The sequence below is a fragment of the Neisseria mucosa genome (assembly GCF_013267835.1).
Classification (GTDB): Bacteria; Pseudomonadota; Gammaproteobacteria; order Burkholderiales; family Neisseriaceae; genus Neisseria.
Window position 1 is genome coordinate 1,366,097 of the sequence record NZ_CP053939.1, and the last position, 12,785, is coordinate 1,378,881.

At 48.8% G+C, this 12,785-nt stretch carries 13 protein-coding genes; 9 read left to right on the forward strand and 4 right to left on the reverse strand.

The annotated features are described in order from the left end of the window. The first annotated feature begins 43 nt into the window (after positions 1-43). From FOC66_RS06410 to ubiT, 8 genes are all read left to right on the forward strand, one after another. A complete protein-coding gene (locus FOC66_RS06410) occupies positions 44-1,330 on the forward strand; it encodes a phosphatase PAP2/dual specificity phosphatase family protein (protein ID WP_231288108.1) in 1,287 nt (428 codons plus the stop codon). A 2-nt stretch (positions 1,331-1,332) separates the two neighbouring features. Further along, a complete protein-coding gene (locus tag FOC66_RS06415) occupies positions 1,333-1,707 on the forward strand; it encodes a hypothetical protein (protein WP_003748759.1) in 375 nt (124 codons plus the stop codon). Between the two features lie 62 nt (positions 1,708-1,769). Continuing rightward, complete coding sequence (locus FOC66_RS06420; RefSeq protein ID WP_003748762.1) at positions 1,770-2,477, forward strand: lysophospholipid acyltransferase family protein; 708 nt, start codon at positions 1,770-1,772, stop codon at positions 2,475-2,477. Further along, the gene (locus FOC66_RS06425) at positions 2,474-3,463 is read left to right on the forward strand and encodes a phosphatidate cytidylyltransferase (protein ID WP_003748763.1); all 990 of its coding nucleotides are present in this window, start codon (positions 2,474-2,476) and stop codon (positions 3,461-3,463) included. The genes FOC66_RS06420 and FOC66_RS06425 overlap by 4 nt, the downstream gene beginning before the upstream one ends. Before the next feature lie 108 nt (positions 3,464-3,571). Beyond that, complete coding sequence (locus FOC66_RS06430) at positions 3,572-4,192, forward strand: DUF2238 domain-containing protein (protein WP_003748765.1); 621 nt, start codon at positions 3,572-3,574, stop codon at positions 4,190-4,192. Between the two features lie 334 nt (positions 4,193-4,526). Then, entirely contained in the window at positions 4,527-5,534 is a 1,008-nt protein-coding gene (gene ubiU / locus FOC66_RS06435; protein ID WP_003748766.1) for a ubiquinone anaerobic biosynthesis protein UbiU, read from the forward strand. A 10-nt stretch (positions 5,535-5,544) separates the two neighbouring features. Next, positions 5,545-6,462 carry a U32 family peptidase gene (locus FOC66_RS06440; protein WP_003748768.1) on the forward strand — a complete coding sequence of 306 codons (918 nt, stop codon included), beginning with the start codon at positions 5,545-5,547 and terminating at the stop codon, positions 6,460-6,462. Further along, positions 6,449-6,895 carry a ubiquinone anaerobic biosynthesis accessory factor UbiT gene (gene ubiT / locus FOC66_RS06445; protein ID WP_003748771.1) on the forward strand — a complete coding sequence of 149 codons (447 nt, stop codon included), beginning with the start codon at positions 6,449-6,451 and terminating at the stop codon, positions 6,893-6,895. Before FOC66_RS06440 ends, ubiT begins: the two co-directional genes overlap by 14 nt. A 136-nt stretch (positions 6,896-7,031) precedes the next feature. On the opposite strand, the gene ccoP is transcribed toward ubiT, so the two are convergent. Genes ccoP through ccoN form a run of 4 tightly spaced genes read right to left on the reverse strand, consistent with a single transcriptional unit; the run spans position 7,032 to position 10,649 of the window. Next, a complete protein-coding gene (gene ccoP / locus FOC66_RS06450) occupies positions 7,032-8,378 on the reverse strand; it encodes a cytochrome-c oxidase, cbb3-type subunit III (RefSeq protein ID WP_003748773.1) in 1,347 nt (448 codons plus the stop codon). Beyond that, positions 8,378-8,575, reverse strand: coding sequence for a cbb3-type cytochrome oxidase subunit 3 (locus FOC66_RS06455; RefSeq protein ID WP_003748776.1), 198 nt, complete (start codon positions 8,573-8,575; stop codon positions 8,378-8,380). Before FOC66_RS06455 ends, ccoP begins: the two co-directional genes overlap by 1 nt. Positions 8,576-8,579: 4 nt before the next feature. Next, positions 8,580-9,191, reverse strand: coding sequence for a cytochrome-c oxidase, cbb3-type subunit II (ccoO, locus tag FOC66_RS06460; protein ID WP_003748778.1), 612 nt, complete (start codon positions 9,189-9,191; stop codon positions 8,580-8,582). A 24-nt stretch (positions 9,192-9,215) separates the two neighbouring features. Next, positions 9,216-10,649, reverse strand: a complete 1,434-nt coding sequence (gene ccoN / locus FOC66_RS06465) for a cytochrome-c oxidase, cbb3-type subunit I (RefSeq protein WP_003748780.1) — start codon at positions 10,647-10,649, stop codon at positions 9,216-9,218. Positions 10,650-10,981: 332 nt separating this feature from the next. On the opposite strand from ccoN, the gene FOC66_RS06470 reads away from it, so the two are divergent. Beyond that, positions 10,982-12,733, forward strand: a complete 1,752-nt coding sequence (locus FOC66_RS06470; protein WP_003748783.1) for a M61 family metallopeptidase — start codon at positions 10,982-10,984, stop codon at positions 12,731-12,733. Positions 12,734-12,785 lie beyond the last annotated feature (52 nt).

The window sequence follows — 12,785 nt, forward strand, 5'->3', positions numbered from 1 at the left end:
ATTTTTAACTTTCAGACGGCCTTATTAAACCATGTACCTATCCATGAAACCCGCCCTCAAAACCTCCCTAATCAAGCTGATTTCAGTCGGTATCCTGTTCTACACCAGCTACGGCCTGTCCAACCATTTTGCGGCATCGCTGGACTATGTGCCTGAAATCGCTTTTGCATGGGAGCGCAATATTCCGTTTTGGGCATGGACGATTGTGCCTTATTGGTCGCTAAACCTGATGTATGCCGCGGCATTTTTCCTTTGCCGTGATACACATGAACAAAACCGATATGTAGCGCACCTTGTAGCTGCCCAACTGATTGCGACTCTTTGCTTCGTGCTGTTTCCGCTGCGTTTCGGGTGGTCTAAACCGCCTGCCGATGGGCTGTCGGGCTGGCTGTTTGATTCATTGGCTGCATTTGATTTGCCGTACAACCAAGCGCCATCTTTGCATATCGCGTTGGCGATTATCGTGGGTGCGTTTTATTGGACGCGCTTTCCAAAAATCCGCCTGCCGCTTTTCTTATGGCAAAGCCTGATTGCTTTGTCGGTATTGACGACTTATCAACATCATTTTATTGACGTGCCAACCGGAGCATTGCTCGGCTGGCTGGTGTTGTGGGCTTTCCCGCGTCAGATGGCTTCACCGCTAAAACTGGGCTTGAGTCATGCACGCTCACAAAAGATTGCGCTGCTGTATTTACTTGGTGCGTGTTTGATGGCTTTACCTGCGCTGCTGGGTGGCGCGTGGCTGTGGTTGATATGGATTAGCATGTCTTTGTTGATGGTGGCTTTTGCCTATTTGACTGGAAATGCAAACGTATTCCAAAAACAGGCTAACGGTAAATTATCGGCAGCAGCGACGGTTTTACTATTGCCTTATCTAGTGGGCGTACGGCTAAACATGGCGTATTGGTTACGCGGTAAAGCGAAAACGGTACCAGTCCACCATAATGTATGGATTGGCAGCGTTTTAGGGATTTCAAACCATCAGCCTGCGGTATTGGATGTATGCGCCGAATATCCCTGCCGTAGCCATCAAGGAGAATATCGCGCTCTGCCTTTACTGGATATGGCAACGCCGTCTGAAAACGATTTGGTTCAGACGGCCTTGATATTGGAAACCTTGCGCCAAAAACACGGTAAAGTATTGGTATGTTGCGCTTTAGGTTATGGAAGAAGTGCCGCAGTGATGCTGACGTGGCTGCTGGTCTATGGTGGCTGCAAAGACTTGGCGCAAGCGAAGGCCGAACTCAAACAGGCTCGGCCGCAAATGGTATTATCGCCGGCCACTGCCCAAGCAGTCGAAGCTGCGGCCAACCGTTTAAAACAAGGATAATGATGGACAACGCAACCGATAGCCGTATTACTGCCCACCTACTCTCTACCGCACATTATATTGCCGTCTGCAATGCCCTGCTGCTTGCCTTATCGGCAAAATATGGCGGCACATGGTTTGCGGTGCAACTCGTCTTAGCAGCGGTTTTGTTGTACTGCCATATCCGCATTCACTTCGACCGCCGCGTGTTCCAAGACTTTGCCGACAACCGCTACTCGCCTGAAGACTTTGACCAATCCTTACAGCAAAACGGTTTGCGCCAAATTTCAGGCAACCGTACTTTGACCCAACGGATAAACGGCGCACTTTCCTTATGGCGCAAATGCTTATACCTGACCGCCGCCCAATTTTTAATTTTGCTTATCCAAAGCATTTGATTATTTTGCTGATTTACTCAAATCGAATCCTTAGCGGTATCTCACCCCAAAAGGCAGAAACAATGAAAAACCTCCTTAAAAAACAACTTGCCTGGCTAACCGACCAAGCCTTGTGTCTGTCGGTCTCTTTTCTTACGGGCGTACGTCCTAAAAGTCCGCGCGAGCTGACATTCAATCAGCACCAAAAAGTTTATTACGCCAATCACGGCAGCCATGGCGATTTTGTGTTGGTGTGGATTTCCCTGCCCCGCCGCTGGCGTTTGTCCACGCGCCCTGTCGCCGGTTCGGATTATTGGCTGACGAGCAAACTCAAACGCTTCATCATTCAAAACGTTTTCAATGCCTTGCTGATTCCGCGCCATAGCGATAATCCGCAGGCGATTACCGAACAGATGAAAGACGCGCTGAACGCGGGCGACTCCTTGATTATTTTTCCTGAAGGCACGCGTAACACTGACGACAACACCATCCTGCTGCCGTTCAAGTCCGGCATTTATCACCTGGCGAAAAGCAAACCCAATACCGAATTTGTGCCGATTTGGATAGACAACATCAGCCGCGTGTTGCCCAAAGGCAAAATCCTGCCTATCCCGCTTTTGTGTGAAGTCCATATCGGACAACCGCTTACCTTGCAGGAAAACGAAGACAAAGACAGCTTTTTGACACGCAGCCGTGAGGCATTGCTGGCACTCAGGCCGTCTGAAAACGACCGCAGCGAGCTTCGCCAAAATGAATCTGAAGTTCAGCAAAACAAAGGAGGACAAGCATGAGCCTTTCTACGACTTCCCAACAAATCATCGTCGAACAAACCGCCGCTCATCTGACTCCGCAAGCCGGCTATATTTTTGTCGGCGTATTTGCCGTATTGTGTTTCGCCAGCATCATCGGACAATGGCTCAAGCGCAAAAACGGCGCAGATAATGCCACCATCGCCAACCTCAACGCCCGCATTTACGCATGGTGGCTGATGACGCTGGTGTTGCTGGGTGCGTTTTGGTTCGGCAAAATCGGAACGGTTGTACTGTTTTTCCTGATTTCATTTGCCGCACTGCGCGAATTCATGACCCTCGTCTATCGCCGCCGCAGCGACTATTACAGCATGGTGGTCTGCTTTTACCTGCTGCTGCCGGTGCAATACTATTTCGTCTATGACGGCTGGTACGGCATGTTCAGCATTTTTATTCCGGTTTACGGCTTTTTGATACTGCCGATTATTGCCAGCCTCAGCGGCCAAACCGCGCACTTTTTGGAACGCGCCGCCAAAACACAATGGATGGCGATGATTTGCATCTTCTGCCTGTCCCATGTTCCGGCGCTGATGTTTCTCGACTTGGACGGCTTTGACAACGGCAACAATATCCTGTTGCTGATTTTTCTGATTGGCGTGGTGCAAGTATCGGATGTGTTGCAATACGTTTGGGGCAAACTGATCGGCGGTGCAAAAATCATGCCCTCGCTTTCCCCGTCCAAAACCATTTCCGGTACAGTCGGCGGTATTTTGTCGGCCACGGCCATTGCCGCGTTGATGGCGCCGATCACGCCGTTCTCCCACGGCCAAGCGGCCGTTATCGGCTTTATCGTCTGCCTGATGGGCTTCTTTGGTGGCCTGGTTATGTCTGCCATCAAACGCGATTATGGTGTCAAAGACTGGGGCAATATGATACGCGGCCACGGCGGCATGCTTGACCGCGTGGATTCGATTTGCTTTGCCGCACCCGTGTTTTTCCACATCACCCGCTATTTCTGGAACGGCTAAACTTCAGGCCGTCTGAAAACTATTTTTCAGACGGCCTCTAATATCCGAAACCGCCAATCCGCCGATTCGTTATACAATACGCAACTCTTGTTATTACATATACACAATATGAATAAACCCTCTCCAATCTTTCCCATTTTTCTTGCTACGCTTATCTTCGCCCTCATTGTTTGGTCAGGTATCAATCCCCATGACCGCGCGGTTTGGTACGCCGAAATCATCCCCGTAGCCTCCGCATTTTTCCTTCTGGTTGCCACTTACCGCATTTTCCGCTTCAGCAACTTGGCCTACTTATTCATGAGCTTCTGGCTGATTATGCATTCCATCGGCGCATACTATACTTTTGCCGATGTGCCGTTTGAATCCATCAACCGCTTTGTCGAACCGATTTTGGGCGAAAACCGCAATCATTACGACCGTATTGCCCACTACATCATCGGCTTTTATGCCTACCCGATGGCTGAATGGCTGCTGCGCCGCAAGCTGTGTAATCTGCCGCTGGCTCTGTTTTTCTCCCTGTTCTTCATCATGAGCGTGGCTGCCGCCTATGAAATCATCGAATGGCAATATGCCGTTATCGACGGCGGAGAGGCCGGACTGGAGTTCTTGGGTTCTCAAGGCGATATTTGGGACGCGCAAAAAGACATGCTTGCCGATACTTTGGGCGCGTTAACCTCGCTGTTTATTTTTGTGTTTACCCGACCCGATAAGCGTTTGGGTTTCTCTTAAATACATCCCTTTAAAGCAAAAGGCCGTCTGAAACCAGATTTTCAGACGGCCTTTTTTCATTTTTCCATCGCTATTATTGTAAAAATTAATAAATACGATAGTTAAAAACATAAGCCGATTTTGAAACAAAATCCGTCATCAAAATTTTTAAGCACATGAAATATATAAAAAACAACGTCTGTTAAGATTTTGTAAACAATATGCCTACGTCAACCTGAATTTTTCAATTTGATTTAAATCAGCATATCTTGTGTCATTAATCCATAAAATATCCGGAATTCTACAAAATATTGATTAACCCGATAGAGGTTATCATCAAGACGAGGAACACAAAATGCAGAAAATTCCAGAATTGGTCTGCCCCGCCGGCAACCTGCCTGCACTGAAAACCGCTGTGGACAACGGTGCGGACACGGTTTACATGGGTTTGAAAGATGCGACCAATGCACGAAACTTTCCGGGACTGAATTTCGATATGAAATCGGCGCGGGAAGGTGTAGCTTACGCCCATGCGCGCGGGCGCAATGTACTGATGGCCATCAATACATTTGCACAAGCGGGTCAAGTGGAGCGTTGGCACGCCGCTGTGGATACGGCGGCGGATTTGGGTGCCGATGCGATTATTGTTGCCGACCCCGCCATCATGGCGTATGCGGCAGACAAACATCCGAATTTACGCCTGCATATGTCAGTACAAGGTTCGGCTACCAATTACGAAGCCATCAATATGATGAAGGAGCTGTTCGGCATCCGTCGTGCCGTTTTGCCGCGCGTACTGACCATCGATCAGGTCAAACATGTGATTGACAATACTGATGTGGAAATTGAAGTCTTTGGCTTCGGCAGTTTGTGTGTGATGGTAGAAGGCCGTTGCATCTTGTCGAGCTATGCAACAGGCGAATCGCCCAATATGCAAGGTGTCTGCTCTCCGGCAAAATCCGTCCGCTGGGAACAACTGCCCGACCGCATGAACGTACGTCTAAACCAAGTATTAATAGACCAATACAAACCCAATGAACCGGCAGGTTATCCAACCTTGTGCAAAGGCCGCTTTGAAGTCAATGATGAAACCTACTATGCTTTGGAAGAACCGACCAGCCTGAATGTTTTGGAAATGTTGCCCGAACTCATCAAAATCGGTGTGTCCGCCATCAAAATCGAGGGACGCCAACGCAGTCCGATGTATACGGCACAAGTAACCAAATCCCTGCGCCAAGCACTGGATGCAGCCGCAGCCGACCCGTCGCATTTCAAAGTCAATCCGTCCTGGAACAATGCCTTGAGCAAAGTTTCGGAAGGTCATCAGACAACTTTGGGCGCATACAACCGCCCATGGAAATAAGGGGAAGAAAATGAATTCATTGAAATTGTCGTTGGGCCCTATTTTATTTTTCTGGCAAAAAGAAGCCCTGCTGGAATTTTACGTTTCCATGCTGGATACGCCGTTGGATACGGTCTATTTGGGTGAGGTAGTCTGCTCACGCCGTCAGAAAATGCGCTTTGCCGACTGGTTCGGACTGGCTGAAGACCTGGCAGAAAGCGGTAAGGAGATTATTCTTTCCTCACAAGTCCTGCTCGAAAGCGAATCCGATCTGAAACGCCTGCGTAAAATCACGGAGCAGGGAAAGTTTAAAGTTGAAGCCAACGACATGGGTGCGGTCAAATTGGCACGCGAACACAGCATCCCGTTTGTTGCCGGTGCAAGCCTGAATATCTACAACGAAACCACTTTGGACGTATTCCGAAAATTAGGGGCATTCCGCTGGATTGCACCGTCCGAGCTGAGCCGCGATAAGGTTGCCGAAATCATCAAGGCTTCAGACGGCATTGAAACCGAACTCTTTGCTTGGGGTAAAATGCCACTCGCCTATTCATCACGTTGCTTTACCGCCCGCCATTACAATCTGAATAAAGACAGTTGCGAGTTCCGCTGTCTCGACCACGAGCACGGTATGGCCATGAATACGCGAGAAGGCCAGCCGTTTCTCACCATCAACGGCATCCAAACCATGTCTTACGGCTGCCAAAACCTACTGCCCCACCATGAAGATTTGAATAAAATCGGCGTGAATATGCTCAGACTGTCGCCACAAATGCACGGCATGGCTGAAATTATCCAAATTCACCGCGATGTATTGGACGGAAAAGCCACATGGGAAGATGTCCGCCCCGAATTGGAACGACTGACTACCGGAACACTGGTTGACGGCTATTGGCGCGGTCAGCCCGGTATTGAAACCGTGAAGGAGGCATATTATGGCGCTGCCTGAAATCATATTACCCAAATGGATGGCGAAAATCGGTACCAAACTTCCCGGCAAACCTCCGCGCTTTGTTTTGGTCTCCGTATTGAATACCATGCTGAAAAAAGGTTTACTGCCTGCCGATATGGAACTTTTTGCCGGAAGGAAATTTGAAATTGAAGTTTTGGATGCCGGTATCAAAGTGCGGTTTAGTGCCGATACGGAAAAATTTCTGGATGACAACTTCAGCGGCACTCCCGATCTGAGATTGGCCGCCAACGGCATAGACTTCATGCGCATGATGATGCGCGAGGAAGATCCCGACACCTTATTTTTCAACCGTAAATTGCAAATTGAAGGCGATACGGAACTAGGGTTAATTACTAAAAACTTACTCGACAGCGTCGAGTGGCCTTTCAGCGAATGGTTCCTGAAACGCAGTACGTCCACTTTGGATTGATTAATTTTGGTTGAGTCTGAATGTTTCAGACGGCCTTATATATTTTGCCTCTTTTTGATATGTTTTTTCTTATTGGTTTTATCAAATATAAAAAAGCGTACCTTGTTAGGTACGCTTTTTTCAATCCAACTCAAAATTAGAATTTTGCACCGGACTCATTTGCCATAAAGTCTACAGCCGCTTTAACCTCATCGTCACTCAAGCTGCTGTTGCCGCCTTTGGCAGGCATTGAATTAAAACCTTCAAGCGCGTGTTTGTGCAAAGTGTCTTTACCTTGCTTGATTCGAGGAGCCCAGTCGTCTTTTTTACCGACAACAGGTGCACCCGGAATCATACCGCCATGACATGTTTTACAGTTGGCTTCAAAAACAGCTTTGCCATCTACCTTAACCGGAGCCGCTTCTGCTTTTTCAGCAGGTTTGGCTTCAGCAGCCGGAGCAGCTTTGGCATCTGAAGCAGCTTTATCGGCAGCAGGAGCCGAAGCGGCCGCCGGAGCAGAAGCATCGGCAGGTTGAGCTGCCGGAGCAGGCTCGGCTTTTTTAGCAGGAGCTTTTTTACCGTCTTTGTTGGACAAACCCCAAACATAGGCAGTCATGATGTGCAGCTTGTCTTTGTCGAGGAAGTGACCCCAAGCCGGCATTTGACTGTGTCGGCCGTTGGTAATGGTTTCGATAATCGATTTTTGAGTACCGCCCCACAACCATACGTTGTCGGTCAGGTTCGGAGCAACGCCTTGGATACCTTGACCTTTGTCGCCGTGACAGGTAAAACATCTTGCCGGGGGACCGTTAAACAAGACTTTACCACGTGCGGCACGTTCTTCATCGTATTGGTCTTTGGATTTGGATAAGGACATGACATAGTGTGCCACATCTTTTACTCGCTCTTCGCCTAATTCAGGACCCCAAGCCTTCATTGTTGCCGTACGGCCTTTTTCAATGGTTTCCTGAATTTTTTCAGGTTCGCCGCCCCACAACCAATCGTCGTCGGTCAAATTCGGGAAGCCTTTGGAGCCTTTGGCATCTGAGCCGTGACATTGGATACAGTAGGTATTGAAAAGGTTTTGCGCAATAGCACGGGCTTCAGGATCTTTAGCCACTTTCTCAATCGGCATATTGGAAAATTTAGCATACGCTTTACCGTATTGCTGATTGGCTTTGGCAACTTCTTCTTCATATTGACCATGGCTGCTCCAGCCCCACAGGCCTTTGTAATCGCCGATACCTGGATACATAATCAGGTAGCCGACGCCAAACAGCCATGTGCAGACATAAAGCCAAAACCACCAACGTGGCAGAGGGTTGTTGTACTCCGAAATGCCGTCCCACTCATGACCTGTGGTTTTTACTTCTTCGCCTTTTTTAGGGCGTTTCACAACGTTTTGCGAAAGCAGAAGCCAAGCCAGGCCGATGAAGCTGAGCACGACGATAACGGCAATATATATACTCCAGAAACTACTGGTAAATTGGGATGTTGTGTTCATTATTTTGCTCCGTGATCACGGACTGACTGAGCTTGATCGTCCTTTTCAGACGGCCTTTGTTCGTCATTATCGAAAATACTGCTGGCAGCATCGTCATAGTTTTTCTTATTGCGTCTATTGAACACAATATAGAGGACTAAAATAAAGCTGATAAATACCCAAACAGTAAAGAGCGAGCGAGCCCAGTTAGCGTCCATGATGTTACCTTACGTTTTTCAATGCCAAGCCCAAGCCTTGCAGGTAGGCGATAACAGCGTCCAGCTCTGATTTGTTGGCCAGCATTTCAGGTGCTTTGGCAATTTCTTCATCGCTGTAAGGTGTACCCACTTTACGCAGGGCTTTCATATGCGCCACAGTTGCCTCGGCATCGACTTTATTGCGTGCGAGCCATGGGAATGCAGGCATATTGGACTCCGGCACAACGTCGCGCGGGTTCAGCAGGTGAATGCGGTGCCATTCATCGGAATAACGGCCGCCGACACGAGCCAAATCCGGACCGGTACGTTTAGAACCCCATTGGAACGGATGGTCATAAACAGACTCACCGGCAACAGAGTAATGACCGTAACGTTCAGTTTCTGCACGGAATGGACGAATCATTTGAGAGTGGCAGTTGTAGCAGCCTTCGCGCACATAAATATCGCGACCGGCCACTTGCAGGGCGTTATATGGTTTCACGCCGGGTGCAGGTTCGGTAACTGCCTTGGTGAAGAACAGCGGAACAGCCTCGATCAGAAGGCCGACGCTGACTACAAGCAGGGTGAATACAATCAGTACACCGACTTTTTCTTCAGCTAATTGTTGTAATTTCATTTTGGTAGCCTATCTTTCTTGTCATTAGTGGTGTTGAGTTTGAGAAACCGCAGGAATCTCAGCATCAACTGCTTTACCACTGATAGCAGTACGGTAAACGTTATATGCCATGATGCACATACCGCTCAGGTACAGAAGACCGCCGGTGAAACGAATCATGTAGTAAGGCATGGTACGTTTTACGGATTCAACGAAGGAATAAGTCAGCGTGCCGTCGTCATTCAAAGAACCCCACATCAGACCTTGCATTACGCCGGCAATCCACATTGCAGCGATATACAGAACCACGCCGATGGTCGCGATCCAGAAATGCGCCTCAACCAATTTGGTGCTGTACATTTCATTTTTGCCGAACAAGCGGGGAATCATATAGTAAACGGAACCGATGGTTACAAAGCCCACCCAGCCCAATGCGCCGGCGTGAACGTGTGCAACAGTCCAGTCGGTGTAGTGGCTCAGAGCGTTAACGGTTTTGATAGACATCATCGGGCCTTCGAAGGTAGACATACCGTAGAAAGACAGAGAAACGATCAAGAATTTCAAAATCGGGTCGGTACGCAGTTTGTCCCATGCGCCGGACAGAGTCATGATACCGTTGATCATACCGCCCCAAGAAGGCGCAAACAGGATCAAAGACAATACCATACCCAAAGATTGAGTCCAGTCAGGCAATGCAGTGTAGTGCAAGTGGTGAGAACCAGCCCACATATAAGTGAAAATCAAAGCCCAGAAGTGGACGACGGACAAGCGGTAAGAGTAAATCGGACGGCCTGCTTGTTTAGGGACGAAATAGTACATCATACCCAAGAAGCCGGCTGTCAGGAAAAAGCCCACCGCATTGTGGCCGTACCACCATTGAACCATCGCATCAATCGCACCTGCGTAAACCGGGTAAGATTTCATCAAACCGGCAGGGATGCTGATATTATTGACGATGTGCAACAGCGCAACGGCCAAGATAAAGCCGCCGTAGAACCAGTTGGCAACGTAAATATGTTTGATTTTACGTTTGGCAATCGTACCGAAGAATACGATGGCGTAGGCAACCCACACCAGCGTAATCAAAATGTCGATAGGCCATTCCAACTCGGCGTATTCTTTACCTTGGGTGTAACCCATAGGCAAGCTGATGGCCGCAGCCACGATAACGGCCTGCCAACCCCAGAAGGTAAATGCAGGCAGCCAACCGCCAAACAGACGGGTATTACATGTACGTTGAACAACGTAGTATGATGTACCGATCAAACCGCAACCGCCGAATGCAAAAATAACCGCATTGGTGTGCAGAGGACGCAGGCGGCCGAAGTGGAACCAAGGTCCGATATTGGATAAATCGAGGGCAGGAGCAAAAAGCTGGGCAGCGACGATAACGCCGACCAACATGCCCACAATACCCCAAACTACAGTCATGATGGCGAACTGGCGCACCACTTTGTAGTTATAAGTTTGTGTGTCCATGGAAGTCTCCATAAATTATGGGTATAAAAAATTTTTATCTCACCCCAACCCCTGCATTTACGAAAAGCGCAATACGGCCAAGGCTCAAATTTTTCTAAATTTAACATAGACACCACAACATGCCAAGCAAAATTACATTCCAAATTGCATAAAATATTTAGCAAGACATAAATTCATTTCTTTTATAATCAATAAATTATTAAAATATACGCATTAAATCGGACAGGGTATTTTTTCAAGCCCCCTTTTTCATACAGTTTTATTGATATAGATTAAGCCTACCCTTTAAAACCCCTTCTTCTTAATAAACTTTAGCAAATTAACCAATAGCTATGATTAATTACAAAATTACTCCCAACTTTCTGTCTCATGAATGGCACATCACCTTATCATTCACTCAAACCAATGATTCAGAAACAGAAATCAGCTTACCCAACTGGGTTCCCGGCAGCTACCTCATCCGTGACTTTGCCCGCCACATCACACACATCAGCGCGCGCTGCAACGGCAAAGCCCAACCGCTGACACAAACCAGCAAAAACCATTGGCAAACCCCTGCCCTCAGTGGAGCGTGGGAAATTTACTACACTGTTTACGCATTCGACTTATCCGTTCGCGGCTCGTTCCTCAGCACCGAGCGCGGCTTTTTCGACGGCGCGTGTCTATTCTTAAAAGTCCACGGACAAGAACACCGGCCACATCAAATCGAATTTTCCACCCTGCCGCACACATGGCAGATAGCCACCACCCTGCCCCAAACCTCGGCGACCACTTTTCAGACGGCCTCATACGCCGAGCTTATCGACCACCCGGTTGAAACAGGCATCATCGAGTTTCTCGAATTTGAAGCACAAGGCATTCCCCACCGTATTGCATTAAGCGGCATCTATCCCGATTTTGACCGCGCCCGTTTCCTCGCCGATATTCAAAAAATCTGCGAAACCGAGTTGGCGATGTTCCCCTCCCCTGCCCCGTTTTCCGAATACCTTTTCCTACTGCATCTAGGCGACAACCTCTACGGCGGACTGGAACACATCAGCAGCACCGCCCTACTCGCCGACCGCCACAGTCTGCCATCTTACGATATGGGTGAAGCCGACAAAGCCTATACCGAATTGCTCGGCCTCTTTTCCCATGAATACTTCCACGCATGGAACGTCAAATCCATCAAACCGGCCGTCTTCGCACCCTACAACCTCGACCAAGAAAACTACACCGAACAACTTTGGGCATTTGAAGGCATTACCTCCTACTACGACGACCTCTTTCTAGCCCGAAGCCAAACCATCAGCCCCGAAGCCTACCTCACCCTGCTTGCACAAGGCATAACACGCGTCCAGCAGACACAAGGCCGTCTGAAACAAACACTTGCCCAATCCAGTTTCAGCGCATGGGACAAGTTCTACAAACAAGACGAAAACAGCCCCAACGCCATCGTCAGCTATTATCAAAAAGGCGCACTGGCCGCACTTTGCCTCGACCTCATCATCCGTGAAAAAAGCCAAGGCAAATACACCCTCGACAACGTAATGCAGCAACACTATCGCGACTGGTGCAATACTCATCAAGGCATACCCGAAAAACACTGGCAATCCCGTTGCCAAGAAATGACCGGTTTAAATTTAGAAACCTTCTTTCAGACGGCCTTATACAGCACCGAAGACCTTCCGCTCGCAGAATGCCTGCAAAGCGTAGGTGTCAAACTCGACTTTATCCCCCTACCCCGCCAACACGGAGGAGCATTTGCAAGCGAACCCCAATCGGTTGCTCCAGCCAACGATTTGGGTGCACGTTTTAAACAAAACAGCGACCATGCCGTCCTGACTCATGTATTCAATGGCGGCAGCGCAGAAAATGCCGGACTCTGCCCGCAAGACAAAATCATCGCCTTAGGCGGCTACGCCTGCAACGACCTTGCAGCACAGTGGAGCAAACTGCCTATCGGCACACGCACCACCATCCATTTCTTCCGCCAAGGCTTATTGCGCGAGACCAGCATCACAGTCCAAGCAGCAGAAGCCAATACCGCCCTGCTGCACATTACCGATCGCCAAAAACTCGAAAACTGGTTGTACAATCATTAAATAAAACTTCAAACGGCCTGCCACTTCCTAGGCCGTCTGAAATCAACATATC

Bases quoted from the DNA above. Each gene is read 5' to 3' on its own strand.
- FOC66_RS06410 (WP_231288108.1), top strand. From the start codon at position 44: ATGAAACCCGCCCTCAAAACCTCCCTAATCAAGCTGATTTCAGTCGGT.
- FOC66_RS06415 (WP_003748759.1), top strand. From the start codon at position 1,333: ATGGACAACGCAACCGATAGCCGTATTACTGCCCACCTACTCTCTACC.
- FOC66_RS06420 (WP_003748762.1), top strand. From the start codon at position 1,770: ATGAAAAACCTCCTTAAAAAACAACTTGCCTGGCTAACCGACCAAGCC.
- FOC66_RS06425 (WP_003748763.1), top strand. From the start codon at position 2,474: ATGAGCCTTTCTACGACTTCCCAACAAATCATCGTCGAACAAACCGCC.
- FOC66_RS06430 (WP_003748765.1), top strand. From the start codon at position 3,572: ATGAATAAACCCTCTCCAATCTTTCCCATTTTTCTTGCTACGCTTATC.
- ubiU (WP_003748766.1), top strand. From the start codon at position 4,527: ATGCAGAAAATTCCAGAATTGGTCTGCCCCGCCGGCAACCTGCCTGCA.
- FOC66_RS06440 (WP_003748768.1), top strand. From the start codon at position 5,545: ATGAATTCATTGAAATTGTCGTTGGGCCCTATTTTATTTTTCTGGCAA.
- ubiT (WP_003748771.1), top strand. From the start codon at position 6,449: ATGGCGCTGCCTGAAATCATATTACCCAAATGGATGGCGAAAATCGGT.
- ccoP (WP_003748773.1), bottom strand. From the start codon at position 8,378: ATGAACACAACATCCCAATTTACCAGTAGTTTCTGGAGTATATATATT.
- FOC66_RS06455 (WP_003748776.1), bottom strand. From the start codon at position 8,575: ATGGACGCTAACTGGGCTCGCTCGCTCTTTACTGTTTGGGTATTTATC.
- ccoO (WP_003748778.1), bottom strand. From the start codon at position 9,191: ATGAAATTACAACAATTAGCTGAAGAAAAAGTCGGTGTACTGATTGTA.
- ccoN (WP_003748780.1), bottom strand. From the start codon at position 10,649: ATGGACACACAAACTTATAACTACAAAGTGGTGCGCCAGTTCGCCATC.
- FOC66_RS06470 (WP_003748783.1), top strand. From the start codon at position 10,982: ATGATTAATTACAAAATTACTCCCAACTTTCTGTCTCATGAATGGCAC.